The sequence below is a fragment of the Pseudoalteromonas sp. RWi3 genome (assembly GCF_054960735.1).
Genome location: NZ_JBHNYL010000002.1, coordinates 35,114 through 59,580 on the forward strand (window position 1 = coordinate 35,114; position 24,467 = coordinate 59,580).

At 39.0% G+C, this 24,467-nt stretch carries 24 protein-coding genes; 18 read left to right on the top strand and 6 right to left on the bottom strand.

Features of this window, described 5'->3' with window-relative positions; genetic code table 11:
- Positions 1-38 precede the first annotated feature (38 nt).
- Complete coding sequence (locus tag ACFI4Z_RS03765) at positions 39-3,101, bottom strand: efflux RND transporter permease subunit (protein ID WP_462669390.1); 3,063 nt, start codon at positions 3,099-3,101, stop codon at positions 39-41.
- Between the two features lies 1 nt (position 3,102).
- A complete protein-coding gene (locus tag ACFI4Z_RS03770; RefSeq protein ID WP_135473628.1) occupies positions 3,103-4,185 on the bottom strand; it encodes an efflux RND transporter periplasmic adaptor subunit in 1,083 nt (360 codons plus the stop codon).
- 124 nt (positions 4,186-4,309) lie between these two features.
- Between ACFI4Z_RS03770 and ACFI4Z_RS03775 the strand changes: the two genes are divergently transcribed.
- Both ACFI4Z_RS03775 and ACFI4Z_RS03780 read left to right on the top strand, forming a co-directional pair.
- Positions 4,310-5,206, top strand: a complete 897-nt coding sequence (locus tag ACFI4Z_RS03775; protein ID WP_462669391.1) for a LysR family transcriptional regulator — start codon at positions 4,310-4,312, stop codon at positions 5,204-5,206.
- Positions 5,196-5,510: an MGMT family protein gene (locus ACFI4Z_RS03780; RefSeq protein WP_135473626.1), complete on the top strand. Its 315-nt coding sequence runs from the start codon at positions 5,196-5,198 to the stop codon at positions 5,508-5,510. The genes ACFI4Z_RS03775 and ACFI4Z_RS03780 overlap by 11 nt, the downstream gene beginning before the upstream one ends.
- Positions 5,511-5,519: 9 nt before the next feature.
- Here the strand turns inward: ACFI4Z_RS03780 and trhA are convergent, their stop codons facing one another.
- On the bottom strand, positions 5,520-6,149 hold the full coding sequence (gene trhA, locus ACFI4Z_RS03785) for a PAQR family membrane homeostasis protein TrhA (protein ID WP_462669392.1): 630 nt from the start codon (positions 6,147-6,149) through the stop codon (positions 5,520-5,522).
- 252 nt (positions 6,150-6,401) lie between these two features.
- Here trhA and ACFI4Z_RS03790 point away from each other — a divergent pair, with 252 nt between their 5' ends.
- The 15 genes from ACFI4Z_RS03790 to ACFI4Z_RS03860 all read left to right on the top strand — a co-directional run bounded on the left by ACFI4Z_RS03790 (position 6,402) and on the right by ACFI4Z_RS03860 (position 17,645).
- Positions 6,402-6,695 (top strand): hypothetical protein, encoded by a 294-nt coding sequence (locus ACFI4Z_RS03790; protein WP_462669393.1) that lies wholly within the window; start codon positions 6,402-6,404, stop codon positions 6,693-6,695.
- A 206-nt stretch (positions 6,696-6,901) separates the two neighbouring features.
- Positions 6,902-7,480: an LON peptidase substrate-binding domain-containing protein gene (locus ACFI4Z_RS03795; RefSeq protein WP_462669394.1), complete on the top strand. Its 579-nt coding sequence runs from the start codon at positions 6,902-6,904 to the stop codon at positions 7,478-7,480.
- A 63-nt stretch (positions 7,481-7,543) separates the two neighbouring features.
- Complete coding sequence (locus ACFI4Z_RS03800; RefSeq protein WP_099293474.1) at positions 7,544-8,167, top strand: sigma-70 family RNA polymerase sigma factor; 624 nt, start codon at positions 7,544-7,546, stop codon at positions 8,165-8,167.
- Positions 8,160-8,825, top strand: coding sequence for a ChrR family anti-sigma-E factor (locus tag ACFI4Z_RS03805; RefSeq protein WP_099293472.1), 666 nt, complete (start codon positions 8,160-8,162; stop codon positions 8,823-8,825). The genes ACFI4Z_RS03800 and ACFI4Z_RS03805 overlap by 8 nt, the downstream gene beginning before the upstream one ends.
- A 7-nt stretch (positions 8,826-8,832) precedes the next feature.
- A complete protein-coding gene (locus ACFI4Z_RS03810; RefSeq protein ID WP_462669395.1) occupies positions 8,833-9,786 on the top strand; it encodes a YbgA family protein in 954 nt (317 codons plus the stop codon).
- Complete coding sequence (phrB, locus tag ACFI4Z_RS03815) at positions 9,786-11,177, top strand: deoxyribodipyrimidine photo-lyase (protein ID WP_462669396.1); 1,392 nt, start codon at positions 9,786-9,788, stop codon at positions 11,175-11,177. The genes ACFI4Z_RS03810 and phrB overlap by 1 nt, the downstream gene beginning before the upstream one ends.
- 12 nt (positions 11,178-11,189) lie before the next feature.
- Entirely contained in the window at positions 11,190-11,621 is a 432-nt protein-coding gene (locus ACFI4Z_RS03820; RefSeq protein WP_135473622.1) for a nuclear transport factor 2 family protein, read from the top strand.
- Positions 11,618-12,328 carry an SDR family NAD(P)-dependent oxidoreductase gene (locus ACFI4Z_RS03825; protein WP_099293464.1) on the top strand — a complete coding sequence of 237 codons (711 nt, stop codon included), beginning with the start codon at positions 11,618-11,620 and terminating at the stop codon, positions 12,326-12,328. The genes ACFI4Z_RS03820 and ACFI4Z_RS03825 overlap by 4 nt, the downstream gene beginning before the upstream one ends.
- Entirely contained in the window at positions 12,325-13,578 is a 1,254-nt protein-coding gene (locus ACFI4Z_RS03830) for an NAD(P)/FAD-dependent oxidoreductase (RefSeq protein ID WP_462669397.1), read from the top strand. Before ACFI4Z_RS03825 ends, ACFI4Z_RS03830 begins: the two co-directional genes overlap by 4 nt.
- Positions 13,571-14,311 (top strand): DUF1365 domain-containing protein, encoded by a 741-nt coding sequence (locus ACFI4Z_RS03835; RefSeq protein ID WP_462669398.1) that lies wholly within the window; start codon positions 13,571-13,573, stop codon positions 14,309-14,311. Before ACFI4Z_RS03830 ends, ACFI4Z_RS03835 begins: the two co-directional genes overlap by 8 nt.
- A 28-nt stretch (positions 14,312-14,339) precedes the next feature.
- Positions 14,340-15,605, top strand: coding sequence for a class I SAM-dependent methyltransferase (locus ACFI4Z_RS03840; protein WP_462669399.1), 1,266 nt, complete (start codon positions 14,340-14,342; stop codon positions 15,603-15,605).
- Complete coding sequence (locus tag ACFI4Z_RS03845; RefSeq protein WP_462669400.1) at positions 15,583-16,104, top strand: DUF2878 domain-containing protein; 522 nt, start codon at positions 15,583-15,585, stop codon at positions 16,102-16,104. Before ACFI4Z_RS03840 ends, ACFI4Z_RS03845 begins: the two co-directional genes overlap by 23 nt.
- 34 nt (positions 16,105-16,138) lie before the next feature.
- On the top strand, positions 16,139-16,636 hold the full coding sequence (locus ACFI4Z_RS03850; protein ID WP_462669401.1) for a chalcone isomerase family protein: 498 nt from the start codon (positions 16,139-16,141) through the stop codon (positions 16,634-16,636).
- Entirely contained in the window at positions 16,633-17,166 is a 534-nt protein-coding gene (locus tag ACFI4Z_RS03855) for a DUF3833 domain-containing protein (RefSeq protein WP_462669402.1), read from the top strand. The genes ACFI4Z_RS03850 and ACFI4Z_RS03855 overlap by 4 nt, the downstream gene beginning before the upstream one ends.
- Before the next feature lie 203 nt (positions 17,167-17,369).
- Positions 17,370-17,645 (top strand): HU family DNA-binding protein, encoded by a 276-nt coding sequence (locus ACFI4Z_RS03860; RefSeq protein WP_058559313.1) that lies wholly within the window; start codon positions 17,370-17,372, stop codon positions 17,643-17,645.
- A gap of 52 nt (positions 17,646-17,697) precedes the next feature.
- Here ACFI4Z_RS03860 and ilvN read toward each other — a convergent pair whose 3' ends face one another.
- Both ilvN and ACFI4Z_RS03870 read right to left on the bottom strand, forming a co-directional pair.
- Complete coding sequence (ilvN, locus tag ACFI4Z_RS03865; RefSeq protein WP_099293450.1) at positions 17,698-18,195, bottom strand: acetolactate synthase small subunit; 498 nt, start codon at positions 18,193-18,195, stop codon at positions 17,698-17,700.
- Positions 18,195-19,919, bottom strand: a complete 1,725-nt coding sequence (locus ACFI4Z_RS03870) for an acetolactate synthase 3 large subunit (protein ID WP_462669403.1) — start codon at positions 19,917-19,919, stop codon at positions 18,195-18,197. Before ACFI4Z_RS03870 ends, ilvN begins: the two co-directional genes overlap by 1 nt.
- Positions 19,920-20,406: 487 nt before the next feature.
- Here ACFI4Z_RS03870 and ACFI4Z_RS03875 point away from each other — a divergent pair, with 487 nt between their 5' ends.
- A complete protein-coding gene (locus tag ACFI4Z_RS03875; protein WP_462669404.1) occupies positions 20,407-23,391 on the top strand; it encodes an immune inhibitor A domain-containing protein in 2,985 nt (994 codons plus the stop codon).
- Positions 23,392-23,456: 65 nt separating this feature from the next.
- Here the strand turns inward: ACFI4Z_RS03875 and ACFI4Z_RS03880 are convergent, their stop codons facing one another.
- Positions 23,457-24,464, bottom strand: a complete 1,008-nt coding sequence (locus ACFI4Z_RS03880) for an isocitrate dehydrogenase (protein ID WP_462669405.1) — start codon at positions 24,462-24,464, stop codon at positions 23,457-23,459.
- Positions 24,465-24,467 lie beyond the last annotated feature (3 nt).

Sequence of the window (24,467 nt, forward strand, 5' to 3'; positions counted from 1 at the left end):
AAAGGCCAAGTAATGTGAATTACTTGGCCTTTTTTTTGTTAGTTTTTCTTCGGTACTTTAATTCTAAATAGTACGGTATAAAGCACTGGCACCACGATTAACGTGAGTATGGTGGCAAAGCCTAAACCAAACATGATGGTGACCGCCATTGACTGGAAGAACACATCAAATAACAGTGGGATCATGCCTAAAATAGTAGTGATAGCAGCCATAGCCACAGGACGGACACGGCTTACACCGGAATCAAATACAGCTTGGTAGGGGGCTTTCCCTTCGCTGAGTTCGAGGTTTATTTGATCGACTAACACAATGCCATTTTTGATCAGCATGCCGCTTAAGCTCAGTAAGCCAAGCAAGGCCATAAAACTAAATGCTGCATTCATCAATAATAAACCCGCGCTAACACCAATGATGGCCAATGGCACAGTGGCCCAAATAACGAGTGGCTTTTTAACTGAGTTAAATAACAACACAGTTACTGCAAACATGGCGAGGTAGCCAAGAGGCAGTGAACCAAATATGGCTTTTTGTGCCTTTGTTGCTGACTCATATTCGCCGCCCCATTGCAGCTCATAGCCGTGAGGGAGTTTTATAGCTTCAATACCACCTCTTACGCGAGCAAACAGTTTAGCAGGCGTTTCATCACCAATGACGTCGTGGTCGGCCATAACGGTGATGGTGCGCTTGCGGTCGCGGCGCATTATTAGGCTGTCTTCCCATTCAACAACAAAGTCATCAACCACTTGGGTAACGGGCACAAACACGCCAAGTACCGGGCTATATATTTGTAAGTCGCGTAGGCTTTCTACATTCAAACGTTCTTCTGCAGGGGAGCGGGCAATGATCGGTAATTGCTGGGTACCGTCTTTATAAACGCCAACTTTCTTGCCTGACAAACTAGTTAGTAATAACTGATCTAAGTCTGTTTTAGCAATACCTAAGCGGCGTGCTTTTTGCTCGTTTAGCTGAGGACGAATTAGTTTTGAACGCTCTCGCCAATCATCACGAATATTAAACGCGCCAGCATCTTGGCTTAAGACTTCTTTCGCTTTTTTTGCAAGTTTTCGAAGCACGACGGGGTCTGCACCAGAGAAGCGTGCTTCTATTTTTGCGTCGGTCGATGGGCCAATTTCCATCCGCTTGATTTTAAGTTTGGCATCAAACACATGGCTATACTCATAGTCACGAACTTTGGCAATCATAGTGGAGACGGCTTCTCGGTCTTTTACCCGAATAATTAATTGTCCATAAGCTGGGTATGATTTTTCAGGTGCATAGGTCAACATAAAACGTGGCGCGCCTTGGCCTATGGTTGAGGTAACTTCTTCTACCAGTTCATCTTTTTGTAAAAAGGCTTCAAGTTTTGCTACTCCATCCATTGTCGCATGAATATCAGCGCCTTGTGTGTGCCAATAATCTACGTAGAACATGGGGGTGTTTGATGCAGGAAAGAATGCTTGTTTAATGAATTTAAAGCCAAATACCGAGCCTACCAGTAATACCACCATTAATAGCAAGGTCGTTTTACGAAAGCGCATTGCATTGCCTAATAGGCTTTTATAAATATTAAAGATAAAGCCTTGGTAAGGGTCTTCTTCGGTATTTTGGTTTTTAAACTCAGACTGTTTAAACATTAAATCAGCAAAAAATGGCGTTAGCGTTATAGCTGTTATCCAACTTAAAAGTAATGAAATAAGTAACACCCAGAATAAGCTGCCAGCAAATTCACCACTGGCGTCAGAGCTTAAACCAATAGGTGCAAAAGCAGTGATTGCAATGACAGTTGCGCCGAGTAAAGGCCATTTTGTTTGCTGCACAATATTAGCCGCGGCTTTAACTTTGGTTTGCCCGCGCTTTAAGTTGATTAATATACCTTCGGTGACAACGATGGCGTTATCGACCAGCATACCCAATGCGATGATCAAGGCGCCAAGTGAAATGCGCTGTAAATCAATAGCGAACAGCTTCATAAAAATGAATGTACCCAACACGGTAAGCAATAATATTACGCCAATCAAAACGCCACTTTTAAGCCCCATAAACACCAGCAAAACAATAATAACGATGGCAACGGCTTCAACTAAGCTGATAATAAATCCGCTTACAGACTTTTCTACTTCAACGGGTTGGTTATATACAGTATTAATCTCCATGCCATGTGGGCGTTGGTATTCTAGCGATGCTAAATGAGCTTGAATGTTATCGCCAACATCCACCACATTAACGCCGGTACTAAACGACACACCGACTAATAAGGCTTGTTGCTGATTAAAACGCATTACATTATTGGGTACTTCGGCGTATTCGCGATATACCGTTGCTACATCGCCTAAATAAATAAGTTCACTTGCGCCAGGTTTTGAAATAAGTAAATTTTCAAGCTCTGTCACATCATTAAATTCGCCGGTGGGGTGCAATCTAATAGACTCATCACCAACGCGCACTTTACCTGCGTTTGATACAGTATTTTGTGACTGTAATAATTGGTAAATTCGATTGGGAGCAATACCCAGTTGAGCAAGTTTTCGTGTTGATATTTCTACCATTACTTGAGCTTGCTGTTCACCGCTAACGGTCACTTTACTTACGCCTTCAACGAGTACTAGTTCGCGCTTTAGGTAATCAACGTAATCTTTGAGTTCATCATAAGAGTAACCATCACCCGTGACTGCGTACATTACACCATATACATCACCAAAATCGTCCAGTACGGTGCTTGGGTATACACCGCTTGGCAAAGAGGATGCATTGTCACTAATTTTGCGGCGCAGTTCATCCCAAATTTGGCGTAAATCTTGTTTGCGATAAGTGCTTTTCATTTCAACGGAAATTTGCGATTTACCCGGTGATGAAATACTTGTTACGTAGTCAACGTAGGGTAATTGTTGAATAGCGTTTTCAATGGGAAAAGTGACTTCTTCTTCAACTTGCTGCGGTGATGCCCCCGGATAGAGTGTAATCACCATGGCTTTTTTTAGTGTAAACTCAGGGTCTTCTAACTGACCAAGGCCTAAGTAAGATACTGCACCACCGATCAATAAAAGCAGTGCAAACATCCAACTAACCACTTTGTGCTTGATAGCAACCTCTGCAAAGCTCATTTTATAGGCCTCGCTCTTTTTGCCATGGGCGAACTTGCATGCCTTCTTTTAAATAATGCACACCAGCAGCTACCACGGTTTGACCTTGTTCAAGCCCAGAAAGTACCTCTATACCACTCTTATGCAATTGGCCCACTTTAACAGCGTGCTTATTAACTTTGCCTGTTTGTTGATCATACACCCAAACATAGCTGCTATTAGCTTGTTCTGTTGGCTCAGAAAAAACAGCCTCTACAGGTAATAAAATATAACTCGATTGTGAATGTGTAATTTTACTTAAATCGATATCAACTCGGCCAGTCATTCCTGCAAGCAGGTTAAAATCTTTTGGCACTGGCAATGAAAACACCACTTTATATGTCAATGTGGCAGGGTCAGCTTGTGTATCAAACTCTTTGATTGTGAGGGTGTATGATTTATCAGGGTAGCCATCAAATACAACGGTTGGTTGGTAGTTCGCGTCTTTATCGATACGAGCGATAAGCTTCTCTGGTACTTGAATAACAACATCCATTAAATCGCGTGTTTCTAAGCGCAAGATGTTTTGTTTAGCTTGAATATTCTCGTAATTTTTAACAAATACTTTTGCAACGGTACCACTAAATGGTGCACGTAATTCACTGTTATCGAGATTAGTTTTAGCTATTTTTAATGCTGATTCAGCAACTTGTTTATTTGCTAGTGCCTGATCAAGTTCTGATTGACTGGTGATGGATTTATCAAATAACTTTTTTACCCGCTGTAGCTGTGACTGAGCTAGTTCAAAACGAGCCTTACGTTCATCATACTGGAGTTTAAAGTCCTCTGGATCAAGTTTTGCGAGCAGTTGCCCTTTTTCTACATGTTGACCTGCTAAGGCGGGAAATTCAAGTAATTCGCCATTTACCCGAAAGGCCAAATAAGAACCCTGATTAGCAACAACTTCAGCGGGGAAGCTACGTATTGTTTCATCCGAATTAACGCCAATGGCAAATAATTTCACTGGGCGAACAGGCTGCTCTATTGTCGTATTCTTGGCTGCTTCTTTACACGCAACTAAACTAAGCATGAGTGATGATAAAATCAAAACTGACAACAGTTTCATGGTCTTCTCCGTGGCTATGAAAACATAAATTAGATGCAGCATACGCCGCAAACATATAAAATAAAAATTATTAAATTTTAAAAAGATCATAAATAAAAATTATGGTTATTAACAAGGATGCAAAATGAACCTTGTTCAGCTAAAAATGTTAGATGCGATTGTTTCAACGCAAAGCTTATCTAAAGCTGCAAATAAATTGCACAAAACGCAGCCCGCGCTAACGCTTGCTGTAAAAAAACTAGAGCAAGAGCTCGGTTTTGAGTTGCTCGATCGTACACAATACAGATTAACTCTCACTGAAAAAGGAAAGCTGTTTCACCGGGAAGCGGTTCAATTATTGATTGCTCAATCGCATTTAAGTCAGTTAGCGAATGAGCTTGCATTAGGAAATGAGTCAAATTTTAAAATCTGTTACGAACAGCTATGTCATGCGCCGTTATATAACGATATTATCTGTGAAGCATTTACTGAGTTTCAAAGTACTGAGTTTAGCGTAAGCAGCGGTAAGCGATTTGCGTCTTTAGAGCAAGTGAATAAAGGTCTAGCTGATTTAGGAATAGGGCCTTGGTTTGACCTTTTTCATGCAACTGGTGATTTAGAAAGTCTACCCATCGGAAAGTTAGATATTGGCATTGTGTGTGCAAATAACTTAGTACCAAAACAAATTAACTACGAGCAACTTCAGCACTATCCTTGCCTTGCAATGTTTGAAAGTGAAATGAGCTTTGACTCTGAGCGACTTTCTTATTCGAAAGGCTCAGCAATTATGAAAATTGACGACATTGCTACTTTAAAATCTTTTTTAGTCACAGGGGCCGGTTGGGCAATGATCAGTATAGGTCACTGCCAAGCAGAGCTAGACGCAGGTTTATTACAACAGGTTGAAGTGCTAGACAGAGAGCACATGTTCAGCGCACAAATTCGCGTTTTTAGGCAGCATGCAACGCATCATGGCCCTGTTGCTCGAGCAATATGGCAAGGTTTTAAACAAGCAAGTGAACAGTTTAAAAATGAAAGATAATCAGGCAACCAAAGAAGAAAAAATTTTTACTGTAATCGCAAACATTCCACCAGGTTGTGTTGCAAGTTATGGGCAGGTTGCAGCGATGGCTGGACTTATTAATAATGCTCGTTTGGTCGGGCGGCTATTAAAACTAATGCCCAAAGATTCAACTATCCCTTGGCACCGCGTTATAAATAGCCAAGGGAAAATCTCTTTTGCAGAAGGTACAGCGCAATACATAAAACAATATCAGTTATTGCTCGCTGAAGGGGTTGTGTTTAAAAATGGCAAAGTCAATATGCGGATATATCAGTGGCAATAAATTAAGTTGTTAATAAACGTATTGGCTGATTGCAATATAATGGCAAACACATCCTAACATCACAAATACATGCCAAATTGCGTGGCTGAATTGGCGGTGTTTGGCACTGTAAAAAATGGTGCCTAAACTATAAAATAGCCCACCACTGAGTAACCACCACAGTGCATTGATATCCACTTTTAAATAGAGTGGGTATACAATAGCGATAGCGAACCATCCCATTAATAAGTAAGTGGTTAGTGACACTCTTTTATTTTGATTTTTTACAAATAATTTATAGCAAACCCCACCTAAAGCTAAAGACCAAATAAATACCAAAGTTAAAACCGAGACTAAACCAGACAAAGAAAGCACTAAAAATGGTGTATAAGTGCCCGCAATTAAAATATAAATAGCACAATGGTCACACTTTTTATAAACAGCCCGCGCTCGCTCAGTGGAACTACTGTGGTAGAGGGTTGATGCTAAAAATAATAAAAAAAGGCTCGCACCATAAACTACTGCGCTCACACCTTGGGTCACGTTTTCAGACTTTACTAGCAGCTGCCAAAGCACATAAATCGAAAAAATAACACCAGCACCGTGCGTAACTACATTTAATTGCTCTTCTTTTTTTGAATAAGAAGGGATAACACTCATATCACACTCTTTGAGGGGAAAATATAGTTTCAGTGTACAAGTGTACGCTGAAATTTTCAATATAAAATAAGAGACAAAATTTTGGTTAATTTAACTAACTGTGATGGTTAAAAAAACCATACCCTGAATCTTCACTGAAAGTGTATTTATTTATATCTTTATATATCAATAAGTTAATTTTTATTTTTCAGTTGGCACAACCTTTGATTAAGTAATAGCGACTAACTTAATAACTCAATAAGGAATACCATTATGAAAAGCTTAATGAAACTATCTGTTGCGGCACTATTGGTTGTTGGCTCTACACAAGTAAGTGCAAATGATGGTCAATTAGACCTTACACAGACACTATCAAATAATATTGCTTCATATATAGAAAAAACCAGTAATGAATTGCAAAATAACTTAAAGCAATCATTATTTGTTGATTCACAAAATATGTTAAATAACCTGATCTCAGAGCAGGCAGATAATGTAACGAATGTGGCTAAAACCAATACTAAAGAGCAAGTTGTTTCAGTTGAAACAGCAAAAGTAGAGGGTTAATAAGATGAGCAGTGAACTAGGATTATTTGTTTTAATGTTAGCACCTGTTCTTAGCTTGTTAAGTGCTTATGCTTCATTTGAACTGTTAAGAAATATCGTTCAATGGTTAAATGTAGGCTGATAGATTAAAACAATTTTTGATGTTGATCTTATACACTGCAATGCACGTAAAGTAATGCATAGTTGAATTAATGTAGTAGGGCAATATGATACGTGCAATCTTCCCATTACCTGTGTTTATTTTACCTGGTGGGTATACGCGACTTAGGATATTTGAAGCGCGCTATTTGGATATGGTTAAAGAGGCGCTAAAAAATGATGCCCAATTTGTTCTTTGTGATTATGATTCGCATACATTCAGTAATGTTCCTGAAACAGGCTGCCTTGTAAAAATAGTCGATTTTGATCAGGACGATAAAGGCAATTTGCTGATTGATATCCGCGCTCAGTCAGTTGTTACAATTAGTAATGTTACTTTCAGTAAAAATAAATTGCGCTATGGCGAAACTGCACCATTACAGGGGCCAGGCTGGCTTAGTGATACTCGACCATTGAATTCTGACGATCAAATCCTTAGAGAATCACTTGAAAAATTGTTTACAGAAAACCATGAACTCGCTTCACTTTATAAGTCCACGTGCTTTGATGAACTTCCATGGGTTATAGCTCGTTGGCTTGAACTAATTCCAATATCTCATAATAAAAAACAACAGCTTGCGTTCAATTCAGGCTTTGCGAATATTCAAAATTTCCTCCATACTGTAATTAATAACGAATTTACCTAAAAATGTGATCTTATTATTTATCTCTACGTATTGGATAGAAGTGAATATTAAGGGGAACTAACAATGGTAAGTCAACAACCTTCTACGCGTTGTAAACCTAAAACAGGTAACTTCACTGCCATGGCGGATACACCGAGCAAAGAACTTGCAGATTCATTATTTGCAGTTGCATCAAGCAGAGACAAAAAAGCATTTGCTTATTTGTTTTCTTACTTCTCTCCAAAGATAAAGCGCTTTGGCATAAAACAGTTTAATTCTGAGGCTCAAGCAATGGAGCTTGTGCAAGAAACGTTAACCTCAGTTTGGCGAAAAGCGCACTTATATAACAATGACAAAGGCGCTGCTACGACTTGGGTTTACACAGTCATGCGAAATGCATCATTTGATATGCTTAGAAAAATGAAAAGCACAAAGGAAGATTGCATAAGTGAAGATATTTGGCCATTGATTGAACAAAGCGAGACTGAAAACTATGAGTTCAGTGACCACTTAGAAGATAAACAAATTAAAAACTACCTCGAAAAACTACCCCAAGCTCAACGAGATGTTGTCCGTGGCGTGTATTTTCAAGATATGTCGCAAGAGCAACTGGCAGATCAATTAGGCATACCAGTTGGTACAGTAAAATCCAGACTTCGTTTAGCGCTACAAAAACTTCGCAACGAGATGGGAGAAAGTCATGATTAAACACCATCCAACAGATGAAATTTTATCTCAATTTGTTTCAGCAGATTTGCCCGCAAGTCTCAGCGTAGCAGTTGCCATACACGTTGACATGTGTCCGTGTTGTAAAAGCAAAGTTGCTGCAATTGAGGCTAAAAATGCTGAACAAGTTTTTGCTGAGGAGTCTATCAATGACTTTTTAGTTGAAGATGAGCTTGAAGGGATCTCAGACTTGCTTGATGCCATTACAATGGACGAGTCAGTTGATGACATGTACGAGGTTGAACCTCAATTGATTAGTATAAACGAGCAAGATTATCAATTACCTCGTAGCTTATCGCGTATTCCACATAGCAAGTTTATGCAAATGGGTAAGTTATCTCGTTCTCGTGTTGCTATAGATGATGGCCCATTACGTTCAAGCTTGCTACATATTGCGGCAGACGGAGAGATACCTGAACACACACACACAGGTTTTGAGTTAACACTGTTGCTTGATGGTGAATTTAGCGATGAAACTGGAAAGTATGTACCAGGTGATTTTATGATGCTCGATGGTCGTCACAACCATACGCCAATTACGAAAGAAGGATGTTTGTGCTTTACTGTTGTCAGTAGTGCTCTACACTTTAATAAAGGATTAAGTAAGTTACTCAATCCAATAGGCAATTTTATATACTAGGATAGGTATGCAAGAACAGGTTATAAAGCTAGGCATTAGTGCATGCCTAGCGGGTGAAAAAGTACGTTTTGACACAGGTCATAAAAGATCTAACTTTTGCATGGACGAACTTGGGAAGTACGTAGAATATCAACGTTTTTGCCCAGAGGTCGCAGTAGGTTTACCGATACCTAGGCCTACTATCAGACAAGTCAGAGTGGGCGACACCATTAAAGTTTGCAGACCTGATGGTACAGGTGATGTAGGCCCAAAGCTTACTGAGTATGGAAAAAAAATCGCTATGGAGCAGGCGTCTACTTTAAGCGGTTTCATTTTTTGCGCTAAAAGCCCAAGTTGTGGAATGGAGCGTATTAAAATTTATAACGAAGCGGGTACAGGTAACACTTCTGAGGGGGTTGGTTTTTTTGCAGAACAAATTATGGCGCACAACCCATTATTACCATGCGAAGAAAATGGCCGTTTAAATGATATGCATTTGCGCGAAAATTTTGTTATGCGCATTTATACGTTTAAAAATTGGCAGCTACTTACAGAGCAGCCAATTACTGTGCACCGTTTGACGCAGTTTCATGCAAAATACAAATATTTATTAATGGCGCATAATTATCAGGCTTATAAAGACCTAGGCAATCTACTAGGGACATACGACGGTGATGATTATGAAGCACTTGCAGATAAATACATTTTAGGTTTGATGACTGCGCTTAAGAAGCCCGCATCACGCAAAAATAACAGCAATACCTTGATGCATTTACAGGGCTATTTTAAAAAAGTGCTTTCAAAGGTAGAAAAGAAAGAATTACGTGATGCCATTGATGAATACAGAGAAGGCATTGTCCCACTTTATGTACCCTTAACCTTGGTTAAACATCACCTAAAAGTTCACCCTAATGAGTATTTAGAACAGCAAGTTTATTTTAACCCCTATCCTAATGATCTAAAATTACGTTTCGGAATTTAATGGACACAATTTTTTGGTTTAGGCGCGATTTGCGCCTTTTTAATAATTTTGCACTATACGATGCAATCGAAGCAGGCTGTAAAAATGCCCTTTTTTTCGTTACCCCAGGTCAATGGGAGCAGCATAAGGTTGCGCCAATACAAATTGATTTACTAAAAAGGCGTGTAACATTTTTAGGTAAGTTATTAAGCGAACATGGTATTACACTTCATGTCATCGAAAGTACTAATTACACGTCTTGCATAAAGGATCTGTCAGATTTTTTATCATCAAATAACGTAAAGCACATTTACGCTAATGCAGAATACGAAATAAATGAGCACAATCGTGACACACAGTTTATTTGTGAAGCGGATAAGCTAGATGTGTCTGTTCATATGTATGATGGTGATTTGATAGCCCCTCCTGGTTCTGTTACCACAAAAAATGGTGAGATGTATAAGGTGTTCACACCATTCAAAAACGAATGGTTAAAACAGCATCATGACACCCATTTTTATTTTAAAGAAATGCCTAACACGTTTTCTGCGGTTCAATTCCAAGATAACGATTTGCTTAAAGGTGACGGTAGTTCACATAAGTGGCCAGTTGATGATGAGGCCTTAAGTCAGGTTATCCATCGTTTTATTGATGAGAAACTTACGAACTATAAAGAAACACGTGATTTTCCTGCAATAAAAGGCACATCCGGTTTGAGTCCATACCTAGCACTGGGTATTGTCAGCACCCATCAGCTTATTGCCCTTGTGCAACAACGTCATGTTGATGTGCTATCCAGTGCAAAAAGTAATTTATTTACATGGGTTAATGAATTAGTTTGGCGCGAGTTTTATCGCCACTTATTAGTCGCTTTCCCGTCGTTAAATAAATATAAAAACTTTAACGAAAAGTACGACGCGGTTAAGTGGCGTACGAGTGAGGCCGAATTTCAGTCTTGGTGTGAAGGTAAAACAGGCTATCCATTAGTGGACGCGGCGATGCGCCAACTGAACGAGACGGGTTGGATGCATAACCGCTTGCGAATGGTTGTGGCAAGCTTCCTAACAAAACACCTATTGATTGATTGGCGCAAAGGTGAGCGTTACTTTATGAAGCACCTTATCGATGGTGATTTAGCATCTAACAATGGCGGCTGGCAATGGGCTGCGAGTACAGGATGTGATGCTCAGCCTTATTTCAGAATTTTTAACCCGATAACGCAAAGTGAGCGATTTGATCCGAAAGGCGAATTTATCCGTAAGTATATACCAGAGTTTGAAAATGTTCCTGATAAGCACGTTCATTTTCCGCATAAATATTTAGCGAGTATTGGTCGAGAAGCCGATTACTGGCCGGCGATAGTGGATCATAAAGCTGCAAGAGAAAGAGCACTAGCCGCGTTTAAGGTATAACGAAGGAATAAAATGAGTACGCAAAGAGTTGAATCATTCGTTAATATATATCAACAGCTGAATAAGCATAATCTTCACCTATTAAGTGATATATATGCGCCTAACATTCACTTTTCAGATCCTCTTCATGAGGTTACTGGTCTTGATGATTTACACAATTACTTCTCAGATTTATATAGTAATGTTCTAGAGTGTGGTTTTGACATTACGAGCCACCACTGCTCTGGGGATGATGCGTTTGTCTATTGGATAATGAAATACAGACATCCAAAGCTAGCAAATGGCAAAGAGATTAGCGTCAATGGACACAGTCACCTTGTGTTTGATGGCGATAAAATAGTTAAGCATCAGGATTACTTTGACGTAGGAGCACTTTTGTATCGTAACATTCCTTTGGTTGGTGCTGTTATTAAACTTATAGACAAAAGGGCAACGCAGTCATGATAACGTTAATTACAGGCGCCACATCTGGGATTGGTGAGGAGTTAGCTAAGCAGTATGCAGCGCAAGGCGATACTGTTATTGCGTGTGGTCGTAATACCGATAAGCTGGCAGAGCTTGCGACACATCAAAATATCGAGCCATGCAAATTTGATGCGACTGATTTACAAGACATTAAGAGTGCGACAATAGCTTATACCCAATTTGACCGTGTAATTTTAAACGCGGGTAATTGCGAGTATATAAATGATGCGCGTAATTTTGATAGCAGTTTATTTACTCGTGTCATAAACACAAACCTTTTGTCTGTCGGGTATTGTTTAGAAGCGTTACTGCCAAAAATAAAATCGGGTGGTCAACTTGTGCTTGTCAGTTCAAGTGTGACTTATTTACCTTTGCCTCGTTCAGAGGCCTATGGCGCTTCTAAAGCGGGTGTAAGTTATTTAGCTAAAAGTTTAGCTGTCGATTTGAATGATGTCGATGTCACTTTGGTCCATCCTGGATTTGTTAAAACGCCACTTACAGACAAAAACGATTTCCCTATGCCGATGGCTGTTTCTGCAGAAAAAGCAGCTGATTACATTATATCTGGTGTTAAAAAGCGTCGCAAAGAGGTTCACTTTCCCTACCGATTTACACTTATTTTAAAATGCATGCGCATTTTGCCATTACCATTATGGCTTAAATTAGCAAAAGGATTATCTCGTTGAAAAAAATTGCAATTATTGGCTCTGGTATTTCAGGCTTAAGCTGTGCTCATCTACTACACAAACAATACGATGTTACGGTATTTGAAAAGAACGACTATATTGGTGGTCATACTGCAACTGTTGATGTTGATATTGAAGGGACTAATTATGCTATCGATACGGGCTTCATTGTATTTAATGATAGAACCTACCCGTACTTTGAAAAGTTACTCAGTCGAATTGGCATCAGCCGCAAACCTACCCAAATGAGCTTCAGTGTTCACAATGAACAAACAGGCTTTGAATATAACGGACATACATTCACAAGCTTATTTGCTCAAAAGCGCAACATTTTGCGTCCTCGCTTTTACAAATTATTAGCTGATATTGTCCGTTTTAATAAGTTATGTAAATCACTACACAGTAAAAATGTATACGAGAAAAAAACGCTGGGACAGCTTTTAGATGAGCATAGTTTTAATGACTTCTTTCGATACCACTACATACTCCCTATGGGGGCCGCTATTTGGTCTACCAGCATAAAAGAAATGAGTAATGTTGGGGTTGAATTTTTTGTCAAATTCTTCTTTAACCACGGTTTATTAGATATCACTAACAGACCCCAATGGTATGTAATCCCAGGCGGTTCAAGAGAATATATTGCGCCTCTTATTAATGGTTTTGAACAGAAGATAAAACTTAATAGTGATATCGCTGAAGTTGAGCGCCTCGATGATAAAATTATTATCCATTTAAAAAATGGTGAGCAACAGCAGTTTGATAAGGTCGTCTTTGCATGCCATTCTGATCAGGCTTTAGGGTTATTATCATCCCCTAGTATCGATGAGAAGAGGGTGCTTGGCGCTATTCCTTATTCTGAAAATTCAGTGATTTTACACACTGACACATCAATCTTACCTAAGCGAAAAGCGGCGTGGGCGAGCTGGAATTATTTATTGAACGACAGCACAGATAAAGCCGCTGTGGTTACTTACCAAATGAATATTCTTCAGGGTATCCAAAGCGACACGCAATTTTGTGTAACTTTGAACCACAAGCAAGGTATTGATAAAAGTAAAATTTTACGTGAATTCACTTATCACCACCCAGTCTTTAATGAAGCCTCAATTGATGCTCAACAACAAAAGCACAGTATAGATGGTGAAAATAACACTTATTTTTGTGGGGCTTATTGGTATAACGGTTTCCATGAAGATGGGGTTAGAAGTGCAGTCGATGTAGCTCGACAATTAGGTGTTGAATTTGAATAGTGCTGTTTTTACAGGCGATGTGCGTCACCGCAGGTTTGCTGTTAAATCTCATGAGTTTAAGTACCCGCTCTACATGATGTGGGTTGATTTATCACAACCATCATTGCTTAATGGTATTCACCCACAACTGGGCACATCAGGATTTAAAGCATTAAAATTTAAGCAGTCTGACTATTTGAAAGATGGCACAGAAGAGCTTAATGGAGAAATAGTCAAACGTGCACTAGATAAAATTAATGAATTAGGTGTAAACGATGAGTTTGCAAATGTGTATATGCTTGGCCAGCTTCGTTGTTTAGGTATTTATTTTAGTCCGGTTAATTTCTTTTTGTATGAAAAACCCGATGGGCAGCTAAACTATATGGTTGCTGAAGTAAGTAATACGCCGTGGAACGAACGGCACTACTACTTAGTAGAACTTGAAAAGAAAGTGAACTTTAAAAAAGTTTTTTCCGTATCACCTTTTATGAATTTAGATATGGATTACCACTGGGCAACGCGTATCAATGATGACAGTGTTTTAATCCACATTGAGAATAAAAAAGACAATAACGTGTTGTTTGATGCAACACTTAGGCTAAAACGGCAATCGTTAACTAAACAAAACGTATCTGCTATTTTTAAACAGTTCCCTGCAATGACTTGGACTATTTTTAGAGGTATTTATGTTCATGCATTTAAGTTGTTTTGTAAACGAGTGCCATTTATCGGTCATTCAGGAAGCGGCAGTTAAGTCTGCTTCAAACTAGTTAGGTGATGTAATGGAAAAAGTATCCAGTTTGTCAAACAGTCAACCCAGTGGATGGCTTATAAAAATTTATAAAAAACTGGTGTTTGGTGCATTTAATAGCATCGAAACTGGTCGTATATCTTTAATTGATGGCAACGAAGTTATTCATTTTGGCGATGATAATGAAAAAAAACTAGCGGTTAAAGTGATTGTTAATGATCAGGCAATGTATAAGTCATTTGCGCTTTCAGGCAGTGTTGGTGCTGGTGAGTCTTACATTTTGGGTCATTGGGAATGTGATGACCTAACAAAGCTGATTGAGATTTTTGCTATAAACCAATCACAATTAGATGCCTTTGAGAAAAAATTCGCTTTCTTTAGCAACATCTTTTTTAGATTTAACCACATTAGGAATAAAAATTCTGAAGATGGTTCTAAGAAAAACATTGTTGCCCATTACGATTTAGGCAATGATCTTTATTCTTCTTTTCTAAGCACTGAAATGCTCTATTCAAGTGCCGTTTATCCTTCACAAAATGCTTCTCTCGAACAAGCACAAAGCCATAAACTTGATTTAATCTGCCAGCAAGTGGATTTACAGCAAGGTGATAAAGTCATTGAGATAGGCACAGGGTGGGGCGCTTTTGCAATACACGCAGCATCGAATTATGGTTGTCATGTTACTACGACAACTATTTCGGATGAGCAACACGCTTATGTGGCGCAGAAAATAAATGAGCTAGGATTAAAAGATAAAATAACGCTACTAAAGCAAGATTACCGATTACTAGAGGGTAAATTTGATAAATTGGTTTCGATTGAAATGATCGAAGCTGTTGGTCATGAATACTTACCCAGCTTTTTCAAAAAATGTAATGACTTGCTTAAAGATTCTGGTGCTATGTTGATTCAAGCAATCACCATTGCAGATCAACGTTATAAGCATTATTTAAAAAATTCTGATTTTATTCAGCAGTATATTTTCCCAGGTGGTTGCCTACCTTGCATTGACGAAATGAACAAGCAAATAAAACATCAATCAGATATGGTTGTTCACAGTGTTAAAGACATCGGTGTGCATTACGCAAGAACGTTAGCTGACTGGCGTTCGCGTTTTATCGCAAGTTGGCCTGAAATTGATAAAGCAAAGTTTGATCAGCGCTTTTATAGATTGTGGTTATTTTATCTTGCTTATTGTGAAGGGGCATTCAGAACGCGAGTAACAAGTACTGTACATTTAGTTGCTAGAAAGCCACGTTTTACCCATTCAGGTGATGGCATTGCGCTCGATTATTAATTTTGTTTTATTTCAAGGGGTTTGGTTTTTGGCCTTACTCCTTGAAAGTAAAGCATTATTACCAATTTTCGGCATAATTATTTTGATGCTTTTTTTATCACAACAAAAAAAGCAGGATATGATTTTGTTGGTACTCGGGCTTGCTATTGCCTTAGTTTTTGAATTTGTAATGGTTAAATTTGAGTTGTTGGGTTTTAAAGCTTATCCATTCCCACTTTGGTTTGCGCTACTGTGGAGCGCTCTCATATTAACTATTAACACATCAATGCAATTTTTAACTCGCTTACCTTGGTATTTAAGTATTTTTGTATGCGCTGTATTTGCACCGGCAAGCTACTGGGCAGGCGCCAGATTTGAGGTAATTACAGTTATCCAGCCAATTTGGTTTTTCTGGATTGTTTATGGCCTATTATGGGCTGTAATGTTTAATTGTATTTTAGCCACAAATAAACTAATTAGCTCGAAGATAAACAACTCAACTGTTTCCCCACAAAATTAGAAGTATTTTTCCACTGTCAAATAAAGGATTTTTTATGCGTGTATTACTTATATTTTTGTCTTTATTTTCACTCGGAACATTTGCTAATTCTGCTGCTAGCTCTGAATTTAAGTTAGTAGGAGAAAGCCGTTTTGAGTATTACTTTTGGGATGTCTATGACGCCAAACTCTCATCACCCACAGGGCGTTATGAGTTTGGGCAACATCCCTCTGAACTATCTTTGACTTATTTACGCGACTTTGCTGCGAAAGACATTGTTAAAGCAACAAATGAGCAGTGGGCGCATCTGGGTAAAGAAGATTTAATTAATAAATACGATGATGCATTACTTCAGTTATGGCCTGATATTAAAGAGGGCGAAACACTTACTTTTAGAACAGACGATGCAGGCAATGGCACTTTTTATCACAATGATAAAAAATTAGGTGGAATAGAAGACGCTACTTTTGCAGATGACTTTATGGCTATCTGGCTATCACCCGATACATCAGAGCCCGCAATGCGCAACCAATTAATAGGGAAGTCTAAATGAAATTACTTAATACTGCTATTTTACTCATTTTATGTTTATTTTTAGCCAGCTGTGCGGCTCCTGATGTTGATCATTATAAAGGTAGCTCCCCAGAGTTTAATTTTAAACAGTTTTTTAATGGCAAATTAAAAGCGTACGGTGTAGTACAAGACTTTAAAGGGGAGTTAACCCGTAAACTCGTTGTTGATATGGATGCTAGCTGGGAGGGCAATGTTGGTGTCATCGAGGAAGACTTTATTTACGACGATGGTGAAACTCAGCGACGTGTGTGGACTATTACACTAAACGACGACAATACTTTAACTGGAACAGCCAGTGATGTATTGGGTATTGCTAAAGGCGCGAGTAGTGGCAGTGTATTTCATTGGACTTATTCGTTAGAGCTTTTAGTCGATGGTAGCCAGATTGAGGTTAATTTTGATGATTGGATGTATCAGGTAACTGATTCTCGGTTGATAAACCGTACTTCAATTGATAAGTTTGGCATCGAGGTTGGTGAAGTAACCCTTGTTATAGAAAAAGTTGAATAGTGTTTAGGTTTATTATGACGACTTTTAGGTATTGTTTGGCTTTGAGTTGTTGTTAATTGTCGCCTTTTGACGACAATAGTTATAAATTTTGCACATTTTTTAATAATTTACGCAAAAATGGCAATTTGCTGTTGCCATCAGTTTAAAAATGCATAAAGATAGGTTTTGCGAAGGCAAAATAATAACGAATAGGAATTTAACAAATGAATAAAGCTCAATTAGTTGAAAAAATCGCTACTGATGCAGAAATCTCTAAAGCAGCAGCTACACGTGCACTAGATGCATTCACTGGTGCAGTGACAACTTCATTAAAAGAAGGTAATTCAGTTGCACTAGTTGGTTTTGGTACTTTCTCTGTAAAAGAGCGTGCTGCACGTACAGGCCGTAACCCACAAACAGGTGCGGAGATTCAGATTTCAGCTGCCACTATCCCAAGCTTCAAAGCAGGCAAAGGTCTTAAAGACCAAGTTAACCCTTAATAGAGTTATCTGAATAAATAAAAAGGGCTGTTAAGCCCTTTTTTAGTATCTGTTAAGCTTTAAGCGCTTTGTCTCCCCTGCCAATACCAACGGCTCCAGAACGAACAACTTCTATTACATCAGTTTCATGTCGTAATGTATCTAGAAAAGACTCTATTTTGTCTGTGCTACTTACCAGTTGCAAAGTATAGCTGTTTCTACCCATGTCTAAAATAGCACCTTGAAACACATCCACGACACGAGTTACAGCAGCACGTTTAGTTTCATCTTGAGCGAAAACTTTAACTAACAACAATTCACGCTCAATGTGCGCCATTTCTGTAAGATCAATGATTTTAAGAACATCAACAAGTTTATTAACTTGTTTTGTAATTTGTTCAACTATTCTGTCATCACCAAGTGTGGTAATTGTAATGCGTGACAGTGAGTGGTCGTCCGTTGTGCCTACTGTCAAACTATCTATGTTATAAGCACGTTGCGAGAATAAGCCTACTATACGTGATAGTGACCCAGGCTCATTTTCTAATAAAATTGATAAGATACGACGCATTATGCTTTTACTCCTTTACGCAACCACATTTCATCTACTGCACCAAGCTTTATTTGCATTGGGTAAACATGCTCTTTTTCATCAACACAGATATCAAGAAATACTAGTTTGTCATTTATAGACATAGCCTTTTCAATAGCCGGCTGTAATTGATCCAGAGTGTCTACGCGAATACCCACATGACCATAACTTTCAGCTAATTTAACAAAGTCAGGGAGTGAATCCATATATGATGATGAATGTCGTCCGCTGTACATCATATCTTGCCATTGTCTTACCATGCCTAAAGAACGGTTATTTAATGAAACAACTTTAACAGCAAGATTGTATTGTAAGCAGGTTGAGAGCTCTTGAATATTCATCTGAATCGAGCCATCACCGGTGACACAAATAGACTCTTTGTCAGGGAATGCTAACTTGACCCCCATAGCAGCAGGAAGACCAAACCCCATGGTGCCTAGGCCGCCAGAGTTAATCCATTGGCGCGGATTTTTAAAAGGGTAGTATTGAGCAGCAAACATTTGGTGCTGACCCACATCTGAACTGATATATGCATCGCCGTTAGTCGCTTTATATATTGCTTCAATTACCGCTTGAGGTTTTATTTTTTCACCTTCGGTGCTGTAGCTTAAGCATTTTTGCTCGCGCCAACTTATAATTTGTCGCCACCAATCTTCTTGCGCGCTACGGTCAATATTGATTGGGCTCTTATCAATTGCCGTTTGCAGTTGTTCAAGGACTGTGGCTAAACATCCTACAACAGGGATATGTGCTTTTATTGTTTTAGAAATAGAAGTGGGGTCAACATCAACATGGACAATTGTTGCATTGGGGCAAAACTTTTTAACATTATTTGTTACTCGGTCATCAAAACGAGCACCTAATGCCAAGATAACATCAGCATTAGCCATTGCTTTATTTGCTTCCAAACTGCCATGCATGCCTAACATACCAATAAAGTTAGGGTGAACACCTGATATCCCACCTAAGCCCATTAAAGTGTTTGTTATCGGTGCATTTAATGACTCTACCAGGTGTGTTAGTTGCTCTGATGTGTTAGATATAACAATACCGCCACCTGAGTAAATAACTAACTTCTTAGCCTCAAGAATGGCATTTACAGCTTTACGTATCTGTTTAGAGTGACCTTTTGTGTTCGGATTATATGTACGTAACTCTGTAGATGCAGGGAACTTAAAATCATATTTAACAACAGGGTTAAGCATATCTTTTGGCAGTTCAACAACCACGGGGCCTGGTCGTCCCGTGCTGGCAATATAAAATGCTTTTGCCAATATAACCGGGATTTCCTCTGCGCTTCGACAGTTAAAACTGTGTTTCACTATAGGGCGTGAACAACCGACAATATCGGTTTCTTGGAATGCATCATCACCTATTAAACTGGTAGGTACTTGACCTGACAAAATCACCATAGGGATTGAGTCCATGTAGGCTGTTGCTATGCCTGTAATACAGTTTGTAGCGCCAGGTCCGGAGGTTGCCAGTACGACACCTACTTCTCCTGTTGCACGGGCATATCCGTCAGCCATGTGTGTTGCTGCCTGTTCATGACGCACTAAAATATGTTCAACATCATCTTGTTGAAATAGCGCATCGTATAAATCTAAAACGGATCCGCCTGGGTAGCCAAAAATATATTTAACCTTTAACTCTTTTAATGCCCGAACAACTAGCTCAGAACCATTATATTGCTGTGTACTCATCCTCATTCCTCTATGTACCTAGTATTCTTATGGTATTTTATTTACCAAGTCGTATTTCAATGCATAAAAAAACCCCCGTTATTAGCGGGGGTTTTTAAAAAGCGTTTTCACTTTTTAATACATCCCCGCTGGACTTAAGACTAAGACCAGTACGAGTACGTTTACAAAGCGAATTTGATGTTTCATTTTAAGTTTCTTTTTATGAAAATAAGCTGGTTATAAACCAATACGAATAACGTATATATGGTTTTATATTCTAATAGGTTATTTTTAAGGCTTTTACAGAGCAATGTCAACCTAAGAACGTGTTTAATTTGCATTAAAAATTCTTTATTGAACTTTTTATGAATATATTTTAAATTAAAAATTAGAAATGCTATTTTTATATGCAGTCTTTATGCATATTAACATTAATGGCGACGTTTCATTAATGTGAACATGGCTTAACTTTGCTACTATTACGCTATAATCTGTAGTAGGAATTCTTATGAAACGTTTGTATGTGATATTAATCACCGTTCTCTCATTGTTTGCAGCGCATGCAAGTGCTAAAGCTCAACAATCCAGCCCAACGGACATAGGGGTAGTTAATAAAGAACGAATTCTTTATTGGTTAAACAAGCGAGGTGAGCTGAATGAGCTGCAGAATAAAGAAGCTGCAATTTCAAGCTTTATAGGCACCCCAACGCCTTATTATCCAAGTAAGCTGCAAAAGAGCATTTCACCCTCGCTAAAAAAAACACAACATCTTAATAAACCATTTGTTTCTTCACTAACACCAAATGACATTTCAACTACTGTAAAGGTATTGGTTATTTTGGTCGATTTCCCTGATTTACCCTACGATGAAAATGGCTTAGAGGAATCAGATACAGCGATGTATTACCCTTTGTATGATAAACAGCATTACCAACACATGTTATTCTCAACGCAAGGTTATGAAGGACCGGATGGTCAAACTCTCAATAGCGCTTATCAGTATTATCAACAAGCCTCAGGTAATACGCTTTCCTTCACTGGTGAAGTATTTGGTTGGGTACGTGCGGACAAAAATGCCAAAGCTTACGGCGAAAGGGTCGGGGATGATAAAGACATTGATGCACCAAGTCTAGTTAAAGAAGCCGTCGAAAAAGCAGTTGATCAGTTTAATATTGATTTATCGCAATACGATTTAACAGATTTAGATGATATTGATGGCGACGGCATTACAAATGAACCCAATGGCATCATTGACCACGTAATGATTTTTCATTCAAGCGTAGGTGAAGAGGCCGGAGGCGGAGTACTAGGGTCAGATGCGATATGGTCACATCGTTTCTATGTTTATAATGAACAGTTTCAGCCGAGTGACTTGCCAAACAGTCCTATCGATCTGTTTGGGTATACAATTAATCCACTCGACGCTGGTATTGGTGTTGTTGTGCATGAGTTTGGTCATGATTTAGGTTTACCAGATGAGTATGACTTACATAACTCAGATATTGGAGAACCGGTTGCATCGTGGTCAGTGATGTCAGGGGGTAGTTGGGCGGGAAACCCTAGGGGTTCTGAGCCCGTAATGTTTAGTCCCTATGCATTGGAATATCTGCAAAACCGTTACGGTGGTAATTGGTTAAATCAACTTACGTTTGATCTAAGCGAAGTGAATGCGCAAACAAACCAGCTGTTACATCACACGAGTGCGACCACCGACGACCTGAATCAAATTAAAGTTAAACTCCCTGCTAAATTAAAATCGTTTTTTCCAGCTGTTGAGGGTAAGTTTCAATACTACTCAGGCAGTGGAAATAACTTAATTAATACTATGAGGGAGTCAATTACTATTCCCGCAACGAGTGAACAAACGTTACTCGAGTTAACCGCTTTTTATAGTATTGAAGATGATTATGACTATGCTCAGGTGATTGTAAATGGTGAGGCGATTTCATCACAATACACAAAGACTAATAACCCATATTACTCTAATTTAGGGCCCTACATAACGGGTGATTCTTTATCAAATAGCAATTCAAAGCTTCCTAACAATTATCTAATACATCAATTTGACTTGTCTGCTTACGCTGGCGAAACAGTTACATTAGAGTTTCGATATGTAACTGATAGCTATGTTAATTATTTTGGTATTGTGTTTGATGACTTAAAATTAATACAGCAGGGGGAAGTGGTTTGGGAAGATAATGCTGAACTAAAGACTAACTTTGAGTTAGCAGGCTTTTCACGTGTAGGTGCTTATATTTACGATACAGCCAAACATTATTATTTACAGTTAAGAAACTACGAAGGCATAGATAGCGGCTTGCAAAAAGAGCAATACTCACCGGGTTTGTTACTGTGGTTATCTAGCAGCGATTATGAAAATAACAATACATCAGAACATCCAGGTGAAGGCTTTATTTTAGTGGTGGATGCTGATCAAAATATGATTGCCAGAGGCACAACGCAAAGTCCTGTTAATACAGAAATTCAATTAAGGGATGCAGCGTTTAGCCTATATCAGCAACGCCAAGGCTTAGGTGATAACAATCTTGCCGCTATCAGTGAATTTAATGACGCTACTGATTATAGTTTTGCAGTGCAGCCACAGTCTGGCGTTAAATTGACACCATTTGGCTTTGGCTTCTCTATTGCTGATCAGGCTCTAGATAACTCAACAATTGAAGTTGATTTAAGCTACTTAGAAAATCTGGGGATAACCTACACGGCAAATGATTTGGCTGTCACATTCGAGGTGAGTGGCATACAGCTGTCACCAACAGATAGTTTTGAGTGGCAATTTGGCAATGGCGTTAAAAGTGAAGAGTTAAATCCTACCGCAATCTATACTGAATATGGACGTTATTTAGTTACCTTTAGCCGACTAACGGAATCAGGTGAAAAAACGGTTGAGAGCCAAGAAATCCTGCTGACACAACCTTTAGGTTTCAACGATTTCGAGGCTTCAGTAAATGAAAGTAATTTAACTGGTTTTGTCACAGCGTCGGGTGGTTTAGCACCTTATACCTATCAATGGGACTTTGGTGACGGCAATACTGCATTGTCTGATACTGTTGCACACAATTACAGTTTTAGCGGCAGTTATACGGTTGAAGTAACGGTTTCAGACAGTTTAAATCAAACTATAAGTTCTACAAAGAACGTATCGGCATCTGTTCCTTTATCTGCCTCAGCCAATTACACGGCTACTAACTTACTTGCAGCGTTTAGTGCTCAAGCGACAGGTGGTTTTGGGGAATACACCTACCGCTGGGAGTTTGGCGATGGATCAACCAGCGTTAGTGCATCACCAAGCTATACCTATGATAGTGCGGGAAGTTATCAGGTTATATTGACTGTCACAGATTCTAAAACCAATCAATCAGTGCGTAAAACGTTGCCTGTTACAGTGCAAGAGCAGAAGGCCAGCTCAGGAGGCGGCTCGTTTGGTTGGGTTTTAATACTTGTTATAGCCTTAGCTAGTAGACGTATTTGGTGAAGTTGAACTTATTAAAAAAGCCAGTTATTTAACTGGCTTTACGAATTTTAAACGTATGTTATAAATTATAAACGGTCAATTACTGATTGTGTGAAATCAGTTGTTCCGTGACTGCCACCTAAGTCACGCGTTGTACGATCTCCAGACTTAATTACCTCAGCAACAGCGCTGCGAATGCGCTCTGCAGTATCAGCCATTTCTAAATGCTCTAACATTTGAATGGACGCTAAAATTACAGACGTTGGATTAGCAAGGTTTTTACCGGCAATGTCAGGCGCGCTGCCGTGAACAGCTTCAAAGATTGCAGCATCTTCACCAATATTAGCACCTGGCGCCATGCCTAAACCACCCACAAGACCTGCACATAAATCAGATAAAATATCACCGAATAAATTAGTTGTAACAATAACATCAAATTCTTCAGGGCTCATTACTAGTTTCATGCACGTTGCGTCAACAATCATTTCAGTTGATTCAATTTCAGGATAACGTTCAGCAACTTCGCGTGCTACTTTTAAGAATAAACCTGACGTAGACTTTAAGATATTGGCTTTGTGTACAGCCGTAACTTTTTTGCGGCCTTCACGTACAGCAAGATCATAAGCAAAAGTTAAGATTTTTTCAGCGCCTTCACGTGTGATCATTGACATTGCTTGCGCTTCATTACCATCTTCTGATACTACTTGCCCAAGGCCAGAATACATACCTTGTGTGTTTTCACGAACTGTAATGATATCTATATCTTCGTAGCGTGCTTTTGTGCCTACAAATGATTTTACTGGGCGAACATTTGCGTATAAACCAAATTGCTTACGTAAAGTAACATTAATTGAAGTAAATCCTTCACCAACTGGTGTGGTTAATGGCCCTTTAAGGGTAATTTTATTACGTGCAATGGTATCGATAGTGTCCTGAGGTAGTAATTCACCTGTTTTCTCTAACGCGGCTAGACCTGCATCAACGAATTCGTAATCAAAATCGCATCCTGCGGCTTGTAATATCTCAAGAGCTGAATCAATGATACTTGGGCCAATGCCGTCGCCTTTAATTACTGTGATGGTTTGTTTAGCCATGAA

Excerpts from the sequence above, each read along its gene's own strand:
- ACFI4Z_RS03765 (WP_462669390.1), bottom strand. The coding sequence starts at position 3,101 with ATGAGCTTTGCAGAGGTTGCTATCAAGCACAAAGTGGTTAGTTGGATG.
- ACFI4Z_RS03770 (WP_135473628.1), bottom strand. The coding sequence starts at position 4,185 with ATGAAACTGTTGTCAGTTTTGATTTTATCATCACTCATGCTTAGTTTA.
- ACFI4Z_RS03775 (WP_462669391.1), top strand. The coding sequence starts at position 4,310 with ATGAACCTTGTTCAGCTAAAAATGTTAGATGCGATTGTTTCAACGCAA.
- ACFI4Z_RS03780 (WP_135473626.1), top strand. The coding sequence starts at position 5,196 with ATGAAAGATAATCAGGCAACCAAAGAAGAAAAAATTTTTACTGTAATC.
- trhA (WP_462669392.1), bottom strand. The coding sequence starts at position 6,149 with ATGAGTGTTATCCCTTCTTATTCAAAAAAAGAAGAGCAATTAAATGTA.
- ACFI4Z_RS03790 (WP_462669393.1), top strand. The coding sequence starts at position 6,402 with ATGAAAAGCTTAATGAAACTATCTGTTGCGGCACTATTGGTTGTTGGC.
- ACFI4Z_RS03795 (WP_462669394.1), top strand. The coding sequence starts at position 6,902 with ATGATACGTGCAATCTTCCCATTACCTGTGTTTATTTTACCTGGTGGG.
- ACFI4Z_RS03800 (WP_099293474.1), top strand. The coding sequence starts at position 7,544 with ATGGTAAGTCAACAACCTTCTACGCGTTGTAAACCTAAAACAGGTAAC.
- ACFI4Z_RS03805 (WP_099293472.1), top strand. The coding sequence starts at position 8,160 with ATGATTAAACACCATCCAACAGATGAAATTTTATCTCAATTTGTTTCA.
- ACFI4Z_RS03810 (WP_462669395.1), top strand. The coding sequence starts at position 8,833 with ATGCAAGAACAGGTTATAAAGCTAGGCATTAGTGCATGCCTAGCGGGT.
- phrB (WP_462669396.1), top strand. The coding sequence starts at position 9,786 with ATGGACACAATTTTTTGGTTTAGGCGCGATTTGCGCCTTTTTAATAAT.
- ACFI4Z_RS03820 (WP_135473622.1), top strand. The coding sequence starts at position 11,190 with ATGAGTACGCAAAGAGTTGAATCATTCGTTAATATATATCAACAGCTG.
- ACFI4Z_RS03825 (WP_099293464.1), top strand. The coding sequence starts at position 11,618 with ATGATAACGTTAATTACAGGCGCCACATCTGGGATTGGTGAGGAGTTA.
- ACFI4Z_RS03840 (WP_462669399.1), top strand. The coding sequence starts at position 14,340 with ATGGAAAAAGTATCCAGTTTGTCAAACAGTCAACCCAGTGGATGGCTT.
- ACFI4Z_RS03845 (WP_462669400.1), top strand. The coding sequence starts at position 15,583 with ATGGCATTGCGCTCGATTATTAATTTTGTTTTATTTCAAGGGGTTTGG.
- ACFI4Z_RS03850 (WP_462669401.1), top strand. The coding sequence starts at position 16,139 with ATGCGTGTATTACTTATATTTTTGTCTTTATTTTCACTCGGAACATTT.
- ACFI4Z_RS03855 (WP_462669402.1), top strand. The coding sequence starts at position 16,633 with ATGAAATTACTTAATACTGCTATTTTACTCATTTTATGTTTATTTTTA.
- ACFI4Z_RS03860 (WP_058559313.1), top strand. The coding sequence starts at position 17,370 with ATGAATAAAGCTCAATTAGTTGAAAAAATCGCTACTGATGCAGAAATC.
- ilvN (WP_099293450.1), bottom strand. The coding sequence starts at position 18,195 with ATGCGTCGTATCTTATCAATTTTATTAGAAAATGAGCCTGGGTCACTA.
- ACFI4Z_RS03870 (WP_462669403.1), bottom strand. The coding sequence starts at position 19,919 with ATGAGTACACAGCAATATAATGGTTCTGAGCTAGTTGTTCGGGCATTA.
- ACFI4Z_RS03875 (WP_462669404.1), top strand. The coding sequence starts at position 20,407 with ATGAAACGTTTGTATGTGATATTAATCACCGTTCTCTCATTGTTTGCA.
- ACFI4Z_RS03880 (WP_462669405.1), bottom strand. The coding sequence starts at position 24,464 with ATGGCTAAACAAACCATCACAGTAATTAAAGGCGACGGCATTGGCCCA.